This window comes from Myxococcaceae bacterium JPH2 (assembly GCA_016458225.1).
Lineage (GTDB): Bacteria > Myxococcota > Myxococcia > Myxococcales > Myxococcaceae > Citreicoccus.
Genome location: JAEMGR010000007.1, coordinates 89,374 through 106,505 on the forward strand (window position 1 = coordinate 89,374; position 17,132 = coordinate 106,505).

Here is a 17,132-nt window from a genome sequence, read left to right on the forward strand (position 1 = left end):
CTTCCTCCCGAGCCGAGCACTACAGCCGGACCTGCACTTCGTAGCGGCGGTTCTTGGCCTTCTTGGCCTCGGTGTTGTCCGGCTTCACGAGCAGCTTCTCGGAGCCGTAGCCCACCGCCTTGATTTCGCCGCGGGGGATGCCGCGCGCGACCAGCTCCTTGACGATGGTCTCGGCGCGGTCCTCGCTGAGCTTCTTGTTCTTCGCGGCGTCACCGGTGGAGTCGGTGTGGCCGGCGACCTCGAAGGTGTAGCTCTTGGCGCCCGCGCCATCGAGCTGCTTCTTGGCATCGACCAGCGCGGCGGTGAGCTTCTTCAGTCGGTCGCCGCAGCCGGGCGCCAGCTCGGCGGTGCCCGTCTTGAAGCTGCACTGGTTCTTGCGCGCATCTTCGAGCAGCTTGGTGTTGACGCGCTTCTCCACCGTGGCCTTGCCCGCGTCGCCCGCCGCCTTCTTGAACTGGTCGAGCGCGCCCTGCGCCCCGGCCACTCCGGGAACGGCCAGCAGGGACACGGCGATGCACAGTGCCTTGAGCTTCATGTTCGGATGCCTCCAAGTTCCGGGTTCTGACTGGAACGGGGCGCAAGGCTGCCCACGCGGTGGCGCCGCGTCCAGCCCCATCATGCCCGTCCCCTCGCGGGGGAGCCGGCCGTGGCGTGGCGGACGGGCCGTGAAACTTGCCTCGCCTCGCGGCCAGCGCACGATTCGCCGCTCGGCGCGCAAGGAGGCGAGGCCCCCATGAGTGACACCCCCCGGACGGACATCTGGCGACGGCTCCTGTCGGGCCATCGCGTGGGAGCGGAGCCCAAGCCGGAGTCCGCCTCGCCCCAGCCCGCTTCCGCCGAGGAGCGGCTGCTCCCGGATGAGCGCACCGACTACGACCGCGACTACGACCGCATCGTCTTCTCCAGCGAGTTCCGCTGCCTGCACGACAAGACGCAGGTGTTTCCCCTCTCGTCGAGCGACTACACACGCACGCGGTTGACCCACAGCATCGAGGCCTCGTGCGTCGGCCGTTCTCTTGGACAGCTCGCGGGGCGTCACCTGCGCGCGAGCGGCGTGGACGTGGAGCCCTCGCACCTGGGCACCATCGTGGCGGCGGGATGTCTGGCACATGACATTGGCAACCCGCCCTTCGGCCACTCGGGCGAGTCGGCCATCCAGCACTGGGTGGAGCAGCGGCTGGCCGCTCCTGGCTCGCCCTGGCCCGAGCGCTTCGCGTCTCCAGCGGAGCGCACGGACCTCACGCTCTTCGAGGGCAACGCGCAGGGCTTCCGCATCCTCACCCGGCTCCAGTCGCGGGAGCGACGAGGGGGGCTGCGCTACACCGCGGCGCTGCTCGGCGCGATGGGCAAGTACCCCCGGCCCTCGGTGTTGCCGGGCGAGCGGGCGCGCCGCGAAGGCTTCGTGTCCGAGAAGAAGTTCGGTTACTTCCAGGACGACGTCGAGCTGGCGCTGGAGGCGTATCGCGCGGTGGGGTTGGTGGAGCGCGAGCCGGGCGTCTTCTCCCGGCACCCGCTGGCCTTCCTCGTCGAGGCGGCGGACGACATCTGCTACGCGGTCATCGACCTGGAGGACTCCGCGAAGCTGGGACTCGTTCCGATGGAGCGAGCCTGCGAACTCCTGGAGGCCGTGCTGCCGCCGAAGCACGGGAGCCGCGCGCCGCATTCGCATGGAGAGACGCGCATGGCCCAGGCTCGGGCGCGCGCCATTGGCCTGCTCATCCCCGCGTGCGTGACGGCCTTCCTGGAGCATGTGTCAGAGATGGAGGCGGGGCGCTTCGAGGCGCCGCTCGTCTCCGTGCTGCCCGAGGTCCGCGAACAGTTGAAGGCCATCAAGGATGTCACGCGCGCGCATGGCTATGAGAGCGAGCGCGTGCTTCAGATTGAGAGCGCGGGCTTCAAGACGCTGGGCGGCCTCTTGGACATGTTCGCGGGCGCGGTGGTGACGGACGCGCCGAACAAGGAGGAGCGCAAGCTGCGCCAGCTCCTGCCGGTGGAGTCCTTCCAGCGGCCCGAGCACGCGGAGGTGGATCGGCGGAGTCCCCCGAGTCGCGACGAGGCCATCCGTCGCCTGACGCCGTACCAGCGCCTGCTGTGCGTGACGGACTCCATCTCCGGGATGACGGATGGGTTCGCGGTGGAGCTGTTCCAGCGCCTGTCTGGCATCAAGCTCCCCACGTAGCCACAAGGCAGGCACGACTGCTGCGCGGCATCGCGGGCTCCGGTAGAGTTCGGAGCACCGTGTCCTCTTCCGTCGTCGCACCCGAGCGCTCCTGGCGCCGCTGGGCATGGCTCGTCACCGTGTGGTCGGTGCCGGCGCTGTCCTCCGTCCTGGAGACGTACACCTTTCGTCGCGGCGACTTGCCGCTGTGGCGTGCCTTCGGCTCGCAGGCTCCCGCCTGGTACGTGTGGGTGCCCGCCACGCCGTGGCTCTTCGCGCTCGCGCGGATGTGGCAACTGAAGCGCCCGCTGCGTGCTCAGGCCGTGCTCGTTCAGCTCCTGGCGCTCGGTGGCATCAGCGGTGGGTTCGCGCTCGTCTATGCGGCGTGCGGCCTTCAGTTCGGCCTCATGCCGTCGGGGGCCATGCCTCCGTTCCTGTCGTACTTCCTGCGCTCGTGGCTCGGGTGGCTCCCGATGATGGCCATGGCGCAGGCCGCGGTGCTGGCGCTGGCCCACGCGCAAGGAGAGTCCCAGCGGGCGCGCGCGCAGGAGCAGCAGGCGGCGCGGCTGGCCGCGCAGCTCTCGGAGTCGCGGCTCCAGGCACTCCAGGCACAGCTCCACCCGCACTTCCTCTTCAACACGCTCAACGCCATCGTCGTGCTGGTGCGCGAGCGCGAGACGGACGCGGCGGCGCGGATGCTCGTCCAGCTGAGTGAGCTGCTCCGGCAGTTCCTCCGCCAGGGCGCGGCGCAGGAGGTCACCCTGCGCGAAGAGGTGGCGGTGCTCGAGCGCTATCTGGAACTCCAGGGGTTGCGCTTCGCGGACCGGCTGCGCGTGCAATGGGACGTGGCGCCCGAGTTGATGACGGCGCGCGTCCCGTACCTCGTGCTCCAGCCCTTGGTGGAGAACGCCTTGCGACACGGCATTGGCGCGCGAACCGCTGCGGGCGCGCTGGCCATCCAGGCGCGACGAGACGGCGAGCGCTTGGAGTTGGTGGTGCGCGACGATGGTCCTGGATTGCCTCAGGGATTCGATGCGGCGCGTAGCTCCGGCATTGGATTGGCGAACACGCGGGCTCGCCTGTCTCAGCTCTATGGCGAGGCCGGTGTGCTGAGCGTCAGTGCTGCGCCGGGCACTGGCACCGAGGCGCGCGTCCTGCTGCCCCTGGTCTGGGAGTCGCGGTCCGCCGAGGCCGCCCATGCCTGAGCTGCGGGTGCTGCTGGTGGATGACGAGCCGCTGGCGCGGAAGGGACTGCGGCAGGCCCTCGCGCGCCATCCGGATGTCGAGGTCTGCGGCGAGTGTCGCGATGGTCGCGAGGCCGTGGAGTCCATCCATGCGCTGCGCCCTCACCTGGTGCTGCTCGACGTGCAGATGCCGGAGTTGGATGGCTTCGGGGTGCTGCGCGCGGTGGGACCGGAGCACATGCCGGCGGTCATCTTCGTCACCGCGTTCGATGCGTTCGCCGTGCGCGCCTTCGACGTGCACGCGGTGGACTATCTGGTGAAGCCCTTCGCGGACGAGCGATTCGACGCGGCGCTGGCGCGCGCGCGGCAGCGTCTGCGCGTGGGCGAGGCGGCGGAGCTGGGGCGGAAGCTCGCGTCACTGCTTGCCGAGACACCGACTGCGCCCACGGTGACTCCGGCCTCGCCACGACAGGCTGAGTCACCGGAGCGGCTGCTCGTGCGGGTGGGGACGCGCTCGGTGCTGGTGTCCGTCGCGGACATCGAGTGGATCGAAGCGGACGACTACTGCGTCACGCTCCACGCGGGCGACAAGTCCCACGTCTTGCGCGAGAGCCTGTCCGCGCTGGAGGCGCGGTTGGATCCCGAGCGCTTCGTGCGCATCCACCGCTCGGCGCTCGTGAACCTGGAGCGCATCCGGGAGGTGCACCGCCCGAGCCCCACCGAGCAGGTGGTGGTGCTGGACTCGGGGCAGCGGCTGCCGGTGAGCCGCAGTCGCCGCGAGCACTTGGAGCGGCGACTGGGCCGGGCTCGCTAGCCGCCCGACGGCGGAGTGGGCGGCGCGACGGGTGCGCGGGCTTGCTCCACGGCCTGGACGAGCGTGGCCCAGTCCGTGGGGCCCAGGTGCATGCCGAAGACGCGGCCCACCTCCAGCTTCTCGCGAGCGGCGACCTCCTGCGTTTCGGCGAGCTGCTGCGGCATGGCGAGCGCCCCGGTCTGCGCGGGCTGAACCAGGTCGCTGGTGTAGAGCAAGCGGTGCTCCGGCAGCCACGCGAAGAGCATGCGCTCGCCCGTCTCGGTGCGGACGGGGATGAGTTCAATGCGATTCTTGCCCGTGCCCAGCACGGTGCGGCGCGAGAGGGCCTGGAGCTTCGCGGCGCGCGGGGCTCGGGCGAGTGCGTCGGGGACGGTGAGGCGCGGCGCCTTCAACAGGCGCTCGACCAGCGGGCGGTTGAGGTCGAGCACTTGAAAGGGAATGCCGCGCGCGGCGTACTCGCGCAGACCGCCGATGTGTGGCCACGCGTCGCTGGTGGAGACCACGGCCTTCACCTTCTGGCCGGGGAACCGCCTGGCGACTTCCTCCATCACCTTCGCCGAGTAGCCCGAGGTGAGCGGCGCCTCCAGCACCACGATGCCGTCCTCCTGCTGGACGAGCGCCACGTTCCATCGCCCAGGAATCTGCACGACGCCGGGCGCGACCTCGACGGGCGCGCTCCCTGGCAGGCCCAGGGGCATTCCCTCCAGCGTGCGCGTGGCGCGCTCAGCGAAGCCCTTCGTCACCGCCTCGGGCACGGCGAAGACCTTCTCGTCGAGCGGCGCATCCAGCGTCACGGCGGTCACCGTCTGCGAGTGGTACGCGACGCCATTGCGCTCCCAATCCCAGCCGCGCGGATAGCGCAGTCCACCGGGCTCCAGGGACCACGACTGGAAGGTGAGCACCGTGCGCACGTCACCCCAGATGTTCCAGAACAGGTCCTCGGGGTGGGCCTCCACGCGCTCCACGGCGGTGGGCAGGGCGGTGTTCGCGTTGAGGAACAGGCGCACGCGCGCCGCGCCCTGACGGAAGGCCACCACGTGGTGCGGGACGTCCTGCATCACCGCGTCCGGTTCGGCGCGCAGGTCGCTTGCGTCCAGCGCGATGAGGAGCACGCGCTCAGGGGCGGTGTCGAGTCGCTCGCGCAGGTCCTGGGCCTGCGCGGTGCCCGCGGGACGCATCTGTCCCTCTCGCTCCATGGCCGCCACTCCGTCGACGAACACCTGGCTGAGTGGGGTCCACGTGGGGAGCGGGGCGCCTCGGGCTTCGCAGTGCTGGTGCAGTCGTCCCCGCCGCAGGTCGCGCACCTCGTCGAACTGCTCGTAGGCGACGAGGAACGGCGGAGTCGGGCGCTCGGACTGCTCCAGCAGGTTCCAGTGCCCCACGCCCTGCAGGCGCAGGCTGCCGAGGTTCCGGAGGCGCGCCTCGCCGCCCATGGCTTCCAAGGCGGCCTGGACGTGGGCCCGAGCGACCGCGTCCGAGGCCGAGGCCGGTCGCGCGAGCAGGAGGAGGGTGATGACGCAGAAGAGCGGGGTTCTCATGCGCCGGACGATGGCGCACCTCGAACCTGTCGCTCGGGGGCATGCAGCGAGCGCGCGGCGGCGTGCGGCGAACGGTTCGTCGCGCGCGGTGAACGGCAGAGGACGGGGAGGGCCCTCAGTCGCCGCTGACCGCGAGCTGCCAGTCACCCGAGGGGCTGATGCCCACGCGCAGGCCCAGGTAGCTCTTGGCCTTCTTCATGGAGCGCACCTGCACCTCGGGATAGAGCCCTTGGAGGGCATCGAACTCCTTCGCGGTGGCGCCCTCGCGCGCGGCGGTGGGCCACAGGTAGAGCTGCCCCTGCTTCACGTAAGGCATGTTGAGCACGCGCACGAGGCGGCCAAGGATGGGATCGCCCTTGGCTTCCTCCATGTCGCGCCAGTACGCGGCGACGTCGGGCGCGCTGCCGAAGGTGAAGCGCAGTCCGCGGCCATGTTCGTCCGCCAGCTTCGCGAGCTCCGCGTAGTCACAGGACACCGCGGCCGCGACGATGCGGCGGCGCATGTCTTCCACCAGCGGGGGCAGGGCGGGCTTCGCCGGCTTCGGCGTGGCGCTCATCCCGCTCGCGGAGCACGTCGACGAGGTGCCGGCGTCCGTGCCCGATGTGCCGACCGGGCCGGCATCGGCCAACCCCGCGTCTGGTTCTCCGAGGGGCGACGCCGCGTGTTCTCTCGGCGCGGCGGCCCCCGCGTCCGCTTCGGCCGAGGTGCCGGGCGACGGCGTGCGCGGCGATTCCTTGCAGGCGGTGCAGAGGGCGAAGACACAGGCGGCGACGAGGGCGGTGCGGTTCATGGCGGGGGCGTTGTAGCCCACCGCTTCCGCGCGGGAAGACCTCAAGCGGCCATGTGTACAGCAGTCTTCAAGTCCCGCCCTTGGGGCTCTCGATGACGACGGAGAACGGGTCGAACGCCTCGTCCTTCTTCTTCTGTGGGGGCGTGGGCATCCCGAACTCGCCCGTGGGGTGCGAGGGGCGCACGGACGTGTACGGATCAATCTTCACGGGGACCCCGAACACCTTGGGGTTCTTCTTCACTTCGCGAACTTGACCGAACGGCTGGGGCGCCACCTTGTCGTCGCTCATGCCCTCCAGCCTACCGCGCGAGCGGACTGTCCGTACGTCCACACCAGGACTTGGGTTGAGGCGGACTCGGGGCGATACTCCGCGCCATGTGCGGCCGTGTCACCGTCCAGACGTCACCCCAGCAACTCGTCGAGGAGCTTGGCCTCCTCGGGGTCCGGGCCTCCTTGGAGCGCCCTCGCTACAACCTGTCGCCCACGCAACAGATGCCGGTGGTGCCCAATGACGGCGCGCGCATGTTGGATGCGTTCCGTTGGGGCCTCATCCCCTCGTGGGCGAAGGACGCCTCCATTGGCAACAAGCTCATCAACGCGCGCGCGGAGACGGTGGCGGAGAAGCCCAGCTTCCGCTCCGCGCTGAAGCGCCGTCGGTGCCTCGTGTTGGTGGATGGCTGGTACGAGTGGAAGCAGACCACCAAGCCCAAGACTCCGTTCCTGTTCCGTCGCCGAGACGGGAAGCCCATCGCGTTGGCGGGGCTCTGGGAGGAGTGGACGGCGCCGGACACGGGCGAAGTCCTCCGCACGTGCACCGTCATCACCACGGGCCCCAACGCCTTGATGGCGCCCATCCATGACCGGATGCCCGTCATCCTCGCGCCCGAGGCTCGGGAGGTGTGGCTCCGCCCCGAGCCGCAGGAGTCCGCCGCGCTGCTGCCGCTGCTGGTGCCCGCGTCGGGTGATGCGCTGGAGGCCTACGAGGTGGCGCGGGTGGTGAACTCGCCCGCGAACGACGTGCCGGAGTGCGTGGCGCGCGTGGCCGCCTGAGGCTCCGCGCGACGTGGCGACCGCGCGGCCCGAGGTGGACGTCGCGGTGCTGCACCCGGGTGTGGTGCGCACGGCCCTGGGCGCGCGCTCGGGCCCCGTCGGGTGGCTGCGCAAGTGGGTGAAGACAGGCGGTGCGCGACTCGACGGCGCGGCTGCTCGCGCACGCGTGAAGGGCGCGCTCAGGGCCTGCCCGGACCGTGCATCGTCTCCACGATGTGCTGCTTGAGCGCGCGCGCCGCGGACTTGAGCGAGGCATTGCCGCGATGCACGAGCACCACCTCGCGGTGACGCCCGCCAGCGCCCACCGGGACGACCTCGAAGTTTCCCGGCTGCCGGGCCAACAATGCCGGCACGAAGGCCACGCCCAGGCCCGCCTCGACGAGCCGGCGCAGGCTCTCCACGGTGTCTGTCTCCGCGACCACGCGCAGCGACTGGCCGCGCTCGGCGCAGGCGCGGCGCAGGGCCTCGGTGGCGGGCGCCTCGGGCACGATGACGAAGGGCTCGCCGCACGCGTCACCGAGCGCGATGGGCGCAGTGGCGCGACCCAGCGGATGGCCGCGCGGCGCGAGCAGCACGAAGTCCTCGTCCCACAGCCGCTGGATGACGAGGTCCACGCGCTTGAGCGGCAGGTTGAGGACGGCGAGGTCCAACATCCCTCGGGCGAGCTGGGCCTCGAGCACGTCGGGCAGGCCTTCGGTGAGTCGGACGACGACGTGAGGGAAGCGGGCGTGGAATGCGGCCACCATCGCGGGGGCCACCTGCGCTGTGACGCTGGCCATGACGCCGAGCGCGACGGTGCCTTGGGGGCGCTCGGTGACCTCCGCCACGGCCGCCGCGCCCGCGCGCAGGTTGTCCACCGCCTGTCGGGCGAAGGTCAGGTAGCGCCGTCCGGCCTCGGTGAGCGCCACGCCGCGCGCGGTGCGCACCACGAGCTGCGCGCCCAGGGACTTCTCCAGTCCCCGGAGCTGGCGGGACAGCGTGGGCTGCGACAGGTGCAGCCGCTTCGCCGCGGCGGTGATTCCCTCTTCCTCCACCACCGCGAGGAAGGCTTCGAGCTGTTCGAGCATCACGGGCGATTATGCGTCCGCTCCAGGGCGGCGTTCACGAGTCGCGCTTGTTCGAGCGTGTGGGCCTCGGCGATTCCCGTGGCGGGGCTCGCGCTCCGAGGCCGTCCCACGTACCGGGGGCCGTCCGGCACGCTGAGCCCCGAGGCCCGCAGCGCGTCGCAGAGCCTGGGGCGCACGAAGCCCCAGGCCCCCATGTTCTCCGGCTCCTCCTGCACCCAGCGCACGTCCGTGACGCCCCGCAGGGCCTGAAGGTGCCGAGCCAGCTCCGCGGCGGGGAAGGGATGGAGCTGCTCCAGCCGCAGCACGAGGGTGCGCGAGTCCGCGCGCGCGGTCCGCTCCGCCTCCAGGTCCCAGAACACCTTGCCACTGCACAGCAACAACCGGTCGACCTGCGCGGGCTCCGGCGAGGACGGATCCGCGAGCACACGTTGGAACGTGCCGCGCGCCAGTGCCTCCAGCGGAGACTCCACCTGCCGCAGCCGCAGCGGAGCCTTGGGCGTCATGATGACGAGCGGCTTGCGCAGCGGGCGCAGCACCTGACGCCGCAGCAGGTGGAAGAGCTGCGCGGCGGTGGTGGGGGAGCAGACCTGGAGGTTGTCGTCAGCGCACAGCTCCAGGAAGCGCTCCAGCCGCGCGCTCGAATGCTCCGGTCCTCCGCCCTCATGTCCGTGAGGCAGCAGCAGCGTCAGGCCGCTCAGTCGGCGCCACTTCACCTCGGAGGACGCGAGGAACTGATCCAGGATGGGCTGGGCCATGTTGACGAAGTCGCCGTACTGCGCCTCCCACAAGACGAGCACCTCCGGCGCATCCAGGCTGTAGCCGAACTCGAAGCCCATCGGCGCCAGCTCCGAGAGGGGCGAGTTGTACACCTCGAAGCGGGCCGCCTCCGGAGCCAGCGTGGCGAGCGGAACATGCCGCGCGTCGGTGACGGCCTCATGGAGCACCGCGTGGCGGTGGCTGAAGGTTCCGCGCTCCGCGTCCTGACCCGTGAGCCGCACGCGGTGCCCCTCGGACAGCAGGCTCGCCAGGGCCAGATGCTCGGCCTCCGCCCAGCTCACCGTGGCCTTGCGCCCCTCCGCCACGTCCTTGCGTCGCTCCAGCACCTGCGTGGTCTGCCGCAAGAGTCGGAAGCCCTCGGGCACGGTCGCCAGTCGCGACATGAGCGCGCGCAGTGTCGACTCCGCGACACCCATCTGCGCCTCGGGGGTCGCCGTGTCCTCGCCGCCTCGGTAGTCCTTCCACCGGCCCTCGAGCGTGGTGGGCGGGGCATAGGCGTTGTGCGCGCGCGCGCGCTCATACGCCTCGCTGAAGTGCCGCACGGCTTCGAGCCGCAGCGCCTCTGCCTCCTCGGCAGTCACCACGCCCTGGAGGGCGAGCACCTCGGCGTGAAGCTGGCGCACGCGGGGGCGCGACTCGATGTCCCGGTACTCGCGGGGCTGGGTGAAGCGGGGCTCGTCCGTCTCGTTGTGGCCCAGGCGCCGGTAGCAGCACAGGTCCACCACCACATCGCTGTGGAACCGCTGGCGGTACTCTGTGGCCAGCCGCATCACGAAGGCGCATGCGTGGGGCTCATCCCCGTTCACGTGGAAGATGGGCGCGTCCAGCATGCGCGCGAAGGCGGTGCAGTAGTCCGTGCTGCGCGCATCGGAGGGATCCGTGGTGAAGCCCACCTGGTTGTTGATGACCACGTGCACGGTGCCGCCCGTGGTGTAGCCCTTGAGCGCCGCCATGTTGAACGTCTCGCCCACCACGCCCTGGCCCGCGAAGGCCGCGTCGCCATGGATGATGACGGGCAGCACCGCGTCCTGTCCGCTGTCCGCGCGACGGTCCTGCCTGGCGCGAGCACGGCCGAGGACGACAGGCCCCACGACCTCCAGGTGGCTGGGGTTGAAGGCGAGCGACACGTGGATCCGCTGCCCCGCGCGCGTGACGTGATCCGTGGAGGCGCCCAGGTGGTACTTCACGTCGCCTCGGCCCAGATAGCGCTCTGGCTCGGTCGGCCCGTGGAACTCGCTGAAGAGGGCCTCGGGGGGCTTGCCCAGCACGTTGACCAGGACGTTGAGCCGCCCGCGGTGGGCCATGCCCAGCATGACCTCCTGGACGCCGAGCCCGCCCGCGGTCTCCAGCAGCGCGTCGAGCATGGGGATGAGGCTCTCGCCGCCTTCGAGCGAGAAGCGCCGCGCGGCCGAGTTCTTCAGGTGCAGCACGTGCTCGAAGGCCTCGGCGGCGGACACGCGCGCCAGTCGCCACCGGCGCTCCTCGCGAGAGCCGCCGCTCCAGTTCGCCGGATTCTCCAGCCGCTCGCACAGCCAGCGCCGAGGCGTGTCTGGCAGCTGCGACAGCTCCACGCCCACGAAGCCGCAGTAGGTCCGTCGCAGCAGCCCGAGCACCTCGCTCCAAGGAAGCGGCGCGTCGAGCCGCATCTCCGGAGGGCTCACGCGTTGCTCCAACTCCGCGGGCGAGAATCCGTCGGGCTCCAACCAGAGGAGCGCTTCGACATCCGGGGCCCGAGCGCGGCGACGTCGGAGCGGATCCACCTGGGCCTGGAGGTGGCCATGGCGCCGGAATGCGTCAATCGTCCGGGAGATCCGTGCCGCGAAGGTGCTCGTGGGGCCCGCCGCGCCGTCTGAGGGTCGGGTGTCAACGGGCGAACGGCCGCCGCCCCACTGCTCGAACAGGCCCGCCCAGCTCCCGTCGACGGACTGCGGATCCGCGACGTATTGCGCATACATCGACTCAAGGAAGCCGACTTGGTCGCCGGCGAGGACGGAGTCCGGATTGCCCATGTCCCCACCTTAGGAGCGAGTCTCCGCGGGCTGGAGCCCCCGCGCCGGAATGCCTCGCATGCGCCTTGCGCATGGGAGACCCGGACGGATGGAGTGGGGTGGGACGGGCCCCCAGTCGATGGCGCGGTGCTTCCGGACACCACTGACGTGGTCTGGGCTCCAGGATTGCCTTAGAGTCGCAGGCCCCGAGGGGGAGCGTTGCCCGACCTGCCGTACAGCGCACATGCCGCCGTGTTCGAGCACACGCGAGACGGTGTGCTCGTGCTCGATCACGCCCATCGCATCGTGGAAGTGAATCGCGCGGCGGAGAACGTCTTCGGTGAGCGGTCGGTGCTGTTGGGCATGGCGGTGGAGCAGGTGCTTCCCGGCTGGCTTCCCCCCGCCCCCGACGTCGATGGAAGCGCCCCCCGCGAGTCCGTGCTGGTGTGGCCACCCACGGGCTCGCTGCGTGTCTTGAGCGTGCCGCAGCGCGACGCCTCGGGGCAGGTGTGCGGCTGGACGCTGATGCTGCGGGACCTGGTGGGCAGCCTGGAGGCAGAGGCCACGCTGCGTCACCAGAAGGAATTCAGCGAGGCGGTGATTCGCAACAGCCCGGTGGCCATCGTGACCATCAGCCGGGAGTTCCGCGTGCTGTCGTGGAACCCCGCGGCGGAGCGGCTGTTCGGCTTCACACCGCAAGAGGCGCTCGGTCGGAACATCCTCCACCTGGTGGCCAATGTAGAGCCCATCCGCCCCGTGGCCGAGCAGACCTCGCGCGAGGTGCTGCAGCTGGACCGCGTGCACTCCGTCACGCAGCGCGTGCGCAAGGATGGCAGCGTGGTGGACGTGGAGCTGCTCGCGCTGCCCGTGGCGGTGGGCGGCCAGCCGGTGGGCTTCATCGCCATCTACCATGACATCACCGACCTCCAGCGCGCGCGTCAGGCGGCCGAGGCGGCCAACCAGGCCAAGAGCCTGTTCCTGGCCACGATGAGCCATGAGATCCGCACGCCGATGAACGCCATCATCGGCATGGCGGGGCTCTTGCTGGACACCGCGCTCACGCCGGAGCAGCGCGACTTCGTGACGACCATCCGGCAGAGCGGTGACGCGCTCTTGTCGTTGCTCAACGACATGCTGGACTTCTCGAAGATTGAAGCCGGCCGCGTCGAACTGGAGTCCAATCCCTTCGACTTGCGTCAGTGCGTGGAGTCGGTGCTGGACCTGCTCGCGGTGCGCGCGAGCGAGAAGGGCCTGGACCTGGGCTACCACGTCGCGGCCGCTACGCCGTCGCTGCTGGAGGGAGACGCGGCGCGGCTGCGCCAGGTGCTGCTCAACCTCGTGGGCAACGCGGTGAAGTTCACCGAGCGGGGCGGGGTGGTGGTCTCCGTGGACGTGCTGCGCGCGCCCGTGGAGCCGGGCGACCCCTTCGAGCTGCGCTTCTCCGTGCAGGACACGGGATTGGGCATCCCCGAGAACCGGCGCACGGGCCTCTTCCAACCCTTCAACCAACTGGACGCCTCCGTCTCCCGCCGCTTCGGTGGCACGGGCCTGGGCCTGGCCATCAGCAAGCGGCTGGTGGAGATGATGGGCGGGCGTATCTGGGTGGAGAGCGAGGGCATCCCCGGCCGAGGCTCCACGTTCCACTTCCTGTTGCCCGCGCGCGCCGCGCCTCAGGCCGCGCTGGGTGGGCCGCGCCTGGAGCAGCCGGTGCTGCGCGGCCGGCGCGTGCTGGTGGTGGACGACAACGCCATCAACCGCAAGCTGATCAATCGCCAGCTCGTGTCCTGGGGCATGGAGCCGGTGGAGGCGGGCTCGGGCGCCGAGGCCCTGGCGCGACTCGAGTCGGGTGGTCCCTTCGACCTGGCCATCCTGGACCACCGCATGCCGCTGCTGGACGGCCCGACGCTGGCCGGAATCATCCGAGGCCAGGAGGCGGTCCGCGAGCTGCCGCTGCTGCTGCTCACCTCGTTTGATCAGCGCGACGCGCAGCCCCCGGGGTTGTTCTTCTCGGTGCTGTCGCGACCGGTGAAGTCCTCGCAGCTCTACGACGCGGTGATGAAGTGCCTGTCGCACGACACCTCGCCGAGCGTGCCCGCGCCCCCGCCGGCCCGCGCCACCCGCGAGGGCTCCATCTTCGGGGAGCGCCCGGCGGCGATGAGTTCGCTGCGCATCCTGCTGGTGGAGGACAACCCCACCAACCAGAAGCTCGCCCTGCTGGTGTTGGACCGTCTGGGCTACCGCGCGGACGTGGCCGTCAACGGACGCGCGGCGCTCCAGTCGCTGGAGCAGCGCGTCTACGACGTCGTCTTCATGGACGTCCAGATGCCCGAGATGGACGGCCTGGAGACCACGCGTCGGGTGCGCCGCGACGTCCCCGCCGGGGTTCAGCCGCACATCATCGCGATGACCGCCAACGCCATGGCCGCGGACCGTCGCGAGTGCCTGGACGCGGGCATGGACGACTTCCTCAGCAAGCCCATCCGCGTCGAGGAACTCATCGCCGCGCTCCGTCGCGTGCAGCCCAAGTTGGAGGCGGCCCCTGTCTCGTCCGCGCCAGTCGTCCCCCGCATCGAGGGACTGGATGCCGCGGCGCTCTCGCGCCTGTGGCACTCGCTGGATGGTCAGGTGGAGCGGATGCTGCCTGAACTCATCGACACGGCCTTGCACAGCATGCCCAAGCTGCTGGATGACGCGCGCGCCGCGCTCGCCCGAGGCCAGCCCGATGACCTGGGCCGCGCGGCCCACACGCTCAAGTCCAACGCGGCCTACTTCGGCGTGACGGGGCTGGAGTCGGTGTGCCACGAGGTCGAGCGCAGCGCGGACGCGGGCGAGCTCGACGGGCTCGCGGAGCGCCTGGAGCAGTGCCAGGGCGAGCTGCTCACGGCGCGTCGCCTGCTGGAGTCCCTGCGCGCGAGCGTGGCGGCTCGCGCGGCGGGCTGAACGCGGGGCTCAGCCGCGCTGCGGTGCCCGTGGATCCACGATGGCGACCGGCTGGCGTCGCCCCTCCTGCGAGACGAGCGCCGCGCTCAACACGAAGTCCTGGCCCATGCGCAGCTCCAGCGAGGTGGGGCCCTTGTTCGCCACGCGCCACTCGGGCTCGATGCGCACGGTGCCCAGCAGCTCGCGCTCGACGGTGGTGCGATCCACCGCCTCGAAGAGCGCCAAGGGGACGGGGCCCGGCCACGGCGGCAGGTCCACGGCCACGGTGCGCACGCTGGGCACCGGCGTGTTGGCGGGGATGACCTCGTGCTGGCCTCCGCCGGGAACCATGATGCCAATGGGCATGGGCACCACGTCCGCGAGCCCACTGACTCCGCGCGCCAGATTGCGCCCGAGGATGGCCGCGCCCACCGCCACGCCCAGCTCGGGGTGGACCTCCTTCTCCGAGGACAGGCGCTTGAAGTGCGCGAAGCGCTGACGGATGGCGGGCATGCGCGTCTGGCCGCCCACCATCACCAACTCGTCGATCTGCTCGGCCTTCAAGCCCGCGCGCTCCAGGACGTCGTCGCACGCGGCGGCGGTGCGCTCGACGAGCTGGAACACCATGTCCTCCAACTGCGCGCGCGTGAGCGTGTGCTGGAAGTCGATGAACGCGCCGTCCTTCTGCGCGATGCACGGCACCCGGATGGGAGTGGCCTCGGTCTGGCTCAGGGCCATCTTCGCGGACTCGGCGGCGAAGATGAGCCGCTGCATCACGACCTTGTTGGGCCGCAGGTCGATGCCGTGCTGCCGCTGGAAGTCGTCCACGAGCCGCTCGGCGATGAGCTCGTCGAAGTTGGCGCCACCGAGGAACGCATCGCCACCCGTGGCGAGCACCTTCACCACCTTGTTCTGCACCGCGAGCAGCGTGGCGTCGAACGTGCCTCCGCCCAGGTCGAACACCATCACCGTCTGCTCGGGGTTGCGCAGGTTGGCGTAGTAGAGCGCCGCCGCGGTCGGCTCGTTGACGATGGCGCGCACCTTCAGGCCCGCCATCTCCGCGGCGTGGCGAACCGCTTCGCGCTGGCGGATGCTGGCATGCGCGGGCACGGTGAGGACGCACTCGGCGAAGGGCGCGCCCGCCGCGTGCGACGCGAGCGTGTGAATCTGCCGGATGATGAGGTGGGCCACGTCGGTGAGCGTCGTCACCTTGCCGTACACCTTCGCGGCCGTGTAGCCGTCGGGCGCCTCCAGCAGCTCGAAGGCGAAGCGGTCGCGGTGGCGCGCCACGTACTCGGACTGGAAGCGCCGGCCCAGGAAGCGCTTGGCCCCGAAGATGGTGTGGCGTGGGTCGTCGATGATCTGCCGCCGCGCCGCGTGGCCCACGATGGCCTTGTCCGCCGCGTGGAACCACGCCACCGAGGGCAGCGTGAAGCTCTTGTCCGTCACGGGGACCACGCGCAACTTGCCGGTCTTGTCGAAGAAGGCCGCCGCGGTGTTGGTGGTCCCGAAGTCGATGCCGAGGATGGGGTCCGCGCTCGTGCTCATGCGCGGCCCACTCTTCCACGTCTCGTGTCGAGGTTCAGCCCGACCGACCTGCCCGCCGGGCTCATCCTCCTGTCACGGAGCCATCAAGGTGGGGTGTTGTACCCCGCTTCGCCATAGGGGCGCAGGCGGTCCAGCCACAGCGACAGCAGCACCTGCAGCTCCTCCTTCGGGTCGGCCCGAGGCTCCTCCTGAGGTGGGAGCACATCGAGGGTCTCGAAGGAGAACGCGTCCGCGCCGTGCGTGCGCCAGTCCTCCTGGAGGCCTGGGGCGAGGCTGTGCATGCCCTGGGTCAGCTCGAAGCGCAGGCGGTTGAGGAAGGCGGTGACGTTGAGGCTCGTCCCCACGAACACCTTCCCATTCACCCGGCAGCGGACCGCGTAGACGCCCATGGGCGGCGGCTTCTCCTTGTAGGCCCGCTTGGCTTCGCTGCGAGAGGCGCGCGAGTCATCACCGGACGCCATGGCGACCTCCCAGGTTCAACATCGCCAGCTTCTCGGTCAGCCGCCCCCGTGCATCGACATCACGCGGTGCCACCCAGTCGCGCCCCATGCGCTCCCAGTCGGGGTCGTCCGGATCCGCGCCAAGCGCGCGCAGGAAGCCCGCGTCGCAGATGAAGAACTGCGTGCGGAAGGGGAACAGGAATCCCCCTTCGGTGCGGAGCGAAGCCGCGGCCTTCGCGTAGGTGCCGAACCAGCGGTTGAGGAAGGCGCCGGGAGGCCGAGCGAAGAAGACCTCGGTGTCGAACTCGCTGGGCGCGCGCTGCTCCAGGGTCTCCTTCAAGGCAGACCACGACGGATGTCCCTGCTCCTGCGCGATGACGCCGAGCGCATGCTTGCGCAGCACCGAGTCCTTGCGCGCCAACACCTCCGGAGCGGACAGCTCCGCGAACTGGGGGAGCTGGCGCAGGCGCTCGGCCGCACGGGTGGCGCGGGCGGCGTCATCCACGAGCAGGTCCTTGAGCAACAGCGAGGCGCGGACCTTGTACTCGCGCAGGAGGTCCAGGGGAGGGGAGGAATCGGTTCTCATGCGAAGCCCTTCGGTGGCGGTCCTCACCCGACGGTGGACCTGGAAGGTGTGCATCGAGAACGACTCGACAGCGGGAGACAGCGAGGGTGACGACGTCTTTCTCGGGTGCAGGCGCCCCTCGGCACCTCGCGGCAGTCAACCAGAGCCGTGCCGGGCTGGCAATGACTTCGCGGGGGAGCTGTCGCTCGTTGGGTTGATCGCTGTCGTCGGATGAATCATGTTTTGCGACGCGCGCACTGAATCCACAGTCAACCCGTGACTGTCTTTCCATCC

The 17,132-nt window shown here is 70.5% G+C and carries 14 protein-coding genes; 5 read left to right on the forward strand and 9 right to left on the reverse strand.

What is annotated here, in order from left to right:
- Window positions 1-19 precede the first annotated feature (19 nt).
- Complete coding sequence (locus JGU66_13990) at window positions 20-535, reverse strand: OmpA family protein (protein MBJ6761880.1); 516 nt, start codon at window positions 533-535, stop codon at window positions 20-22.
- A gap of 198 nt (window positions 536-733) precedes the next feature.
- Between JGU66_13990 and dgt the strand changes: the two genes are divergently transcribed.
- The 3 genes from dgt to JGU66_14005 are packed head-to-tail and all read left to right on the forward strand — an operon-like array spanning window position 734 to window position 4,156.
- A complete protein-coding gene (gene dgt / locus JGU66_13995; protein ID MBJ6761881.1) occupies window positions 734-2,179 on the forward strand; it encodes a dNTP triphosphohydrolase in 1,446 nt (481 codons plus the stop codon).
- A 59-nt stretch (window positions 2,180-2,238) separates the two neighbouring features.
- Entirely contained in the window at window positions 2,239-3,363 is a 1,125-nt protein-coding gene (locus JGU66_14000) for a histidine kinase (GenBank protein ID MBJ6761882.1), read from the forward strand.
- Window positions 3,356-4,156, forward strand: coding sequence for a response regulator transcription factor (locus tag JGU66_14005; GenBank protein ID MBJ6761883.1), 801 nt, complete (start codon window positions 3,356-3,358; stop codon window positions 4,154-4,156). The genes JGU66_14000 and JGU66_14005 overlap by 8 nt, the downstream gene beginning before the upstream one ends.
- Here JGU66_14005 and JGU66_14010 read toward each other — a convergent pair.
- The 3 genes from JGU66_14010 to JGU66_14020 all read right to left on the reverse strand — a co-directional run bounded on the left by JGU66_14010 (window position 4,153) and on the right by JGU66_14020 (window position 6,773).
- On the reverse strand, window positions 4,153-5,694 hold the full coding sequence (locus tag JGU66_14010; protein MBJ6761884.1) for a hypothetical protein: 1,542 nt from the start codon (window positions 5,692-5,694) through the stop codon (window positions 4,153-4,155). The genes JGU66_14005 and JGU66_14010 overlap by 4 nt on opposite strands.
- A 115-nt stretch (window positions 5,695-5,809) precedes the next feature.
- Complete coding sequence (locus tag JGU66_14015; GenBank protein ID MBJ6761885.1) at window positions 5,810-6,196, reverse strand: hypothetical protein; 387 nt, start codon at window positions 6,194-6,196, stop codon at window positions 5,810-5,812.
- Between the two features lie 355 nt (window positions 6,197-6,551).
- Window positions 6,552-6,773, reverse strand: coding sequence for a hypothetical protein (locus JGU66_14020; protein ID MBJ6761886.1), 222 nt, complete (start codon window positions 6,771-6,773; stop codon window positions 6,552-6,554).
- An 86-nt stretch (window positions 6,774-6,859) separates the two neighbouring features.
- Between JGU66_14020 and JGU66_14025 the strand changes: the two genes are divergently transcribed.
- Window positions 6,860-7,534, forward strand: coding sequence for an SOS response-associated peptidase (locus JGU66_14025; protein ID MBJ6761887.1), 675 nt, complete (start codon window positions 6,860-6,862; stop codon window positions 7,532-7,534).
- Between the two features lie 179 nt (window positions 7,535-7,713).
- On the opposite strand, the gene JGU66_14030 is transcribed toward JGU66_14025, so the two are convergent.
- Together JGU66_14030 and JGU66_14035 are read right to left on the reverse strand one after the other, a co-directional pair.
- The gene (locus JGU66_14030) at window positions 7,714-8,601 is read right to left on the reverse strand and encodes a LysR family transcriptional regulator (protein MBJ6761888.1); all 888 of its coding nucleotides are present in this window, start codon (window positions 8,599-8,601) and stop codon (window positions 7,714-7,716) included.
- On the reverse strand, window positions 8,601-11,387 hold the full coding sequence (locus JGU66_14035) for a 2-oxoglutarate dehydrogenase E1 component (protein MBJ6761889.1): 2,787 nt from the start codon (window positions 11,385-11,387) through the stop codon (window positions 8,601-8,603). Before JGU66_14035 ends, JGU66_14030 begins: the two co-directional genes overlap by 1 nt.
- 198 nt (window positions 11,388-11,585) lie before the next feature.
- On the opposite strand from JGU66_14035, the gene JGU66_14040 reads away from it, so the two are divergent.
- Window positions 11,586-14,306 carry a response regulator gene (locus tag JGU66_14040; GenBank protein MBJ6761890.1) on the forward strand — a complete coding sequence of 907 codons (2,721 nt, stop codon included), beginning with the start codon at window positions 11,586-11,588 and terminating at the stop codon, window positions 14,304-14,306.
- A gap of 9 nt (window positions 14,307-14,315) precedes the next feature.
- Here the strand turns inward: JGU66_14040 and JGU66_14045 are convergent, their stop codons facing one another.
- The 3 genes from JGU66_14045 to JGU66_14055 form a co-directional block, all read right to left on the reverse strand.
- Complete coding sequence (locus JGU66_14045; protein MBJ6761891.1) at window positions 14,316-15,833, reverse strand: Hsp70 family protein; 1,518 nt, start codon at window positions 15,831-15,833, stop codon at window positions 14,316-14,318.
- Window positions 15,834-15,916: 83 nt separating this feature from the next.
- Complete coding sequence (locus tag JGU66_14050; protein ID MBJ6761892.1) at window positions 15,917-16,294, reverse strand: GIY-YIG nuclease family protein; 378 nt, start codon at window positions 16,292-16,294, stop codon at window positions 15,917-15,919.
- Window positions 16,281-16,859 carry a hypothetical protein gene (locus JGU66_14055; protein ID MBJ6761893.1) on the reverse strand — a complete coding sequence of 193 codons (579 nt, stop codon included), beginning with the start codon at window positions 16,857-16,859 and terminating at the stop codon, window positions 16,281-16,283. The genes JGU66_14050 and JGU66_14055 overlap by 14 nt, the downstream gene beginning before the upstream one ends.
- Window positions 16,860-17,132: the final 273 nt, after the last annotated feature.

What these genes read in the sequence shown, in the direction of transcription:
- JGU66_13990 (MBJ6761880.1), bottom strand. Translation starts at nt 535, where the DNA reads ATGAAGCTCAAGGCACTGTGCATCGCCGTGTCCCTGCTGGCCGTTCCC.
- JGU66_14025 (MBJ6761887.1), top strand. Translation starts at nt 6,860, where the DNA reads ATGTGCGGCCGTGTCACCGTCCAGACGTCACCCCAGCAACTCGTCGAG.
- JGU66_14050 (MBJ6761892.1), bottom strand. Translation starts at nt 16,294, where the DNA reads ATGGCGTCCGGTGATGACTCGCGCGCCTCTCGCAGCGAAGCCAAGCGG.
- dgt (MBJ6761881.1), top strand. Translation starts at nt 734, where the DNA reads ATGAGTGACACCCCCCGGACGGACATCTGGCGACGGCTCCTGTCGGGC.
- JGU66_14020 (MBJ6761886.1), bottom strand. Translation starts at nt 6,773, where the DNA reads ATGAGCGACGACAAGGTGGCGCCCCAGCCGTTCGGTCAAGTTCGCGAA.
- JGU66_14045 (MBJ6761891.1), bottom strand. Translation starts at nt 15,833, where the DNA reads ATGAGCACGAGCGCGGACCCCATCCTCGGCATCGACTTCGGGACCACC.
- JGU66_14005 (MBJ6761883.1), top strand. Translation starts at nt 3,356, where the DNA reads ATGCCTGAGCTGCGGGTGCTGCTGGTGGATGACGAGCCGCTGGCGCGG.
- JGU66_14055 (MBJ6761893.1), bottom strand. Translation starts at nt 16,859, where the DNA reads ATGAGAACCGATTCCTCCCCTCCCCTGGACCTCCTGCGCGAGTACAAG.
- JGU66_14010 (MBJ6761884.1), bottom strand. Translation starts at nt 5,694, where the DNA reads ATGAGAACCCCGCTCTTCTGCGTCATCACCCTCCTCCTGCTCGCGCGA.
- JGU66_14030 (MBJ6761888.1), bottom strand. Translation starts at nt 8,601, where the DNA reads ATGCTCGAACAGCTCGAAGCCTTCCTCGCGGTGGTGGAGGAAGAGGGA.
- JGU66_14015 (MBJ6761885.1), bottom strand. Translation starts at nt 6,196, where the DNA reads ATGCGCCGCCGCATCGTCGCGGCCGCGGTGTCCTGTGACTACGCGGAG.
- JGU66_14035 (MBJ6761889.1), bottom strand. Translation starts at nt 11,387, where the DNA reads ATGGGCAATCCGGACTCCGTCCTCGCCGGCGACCAAGTCGGCTTCCTT.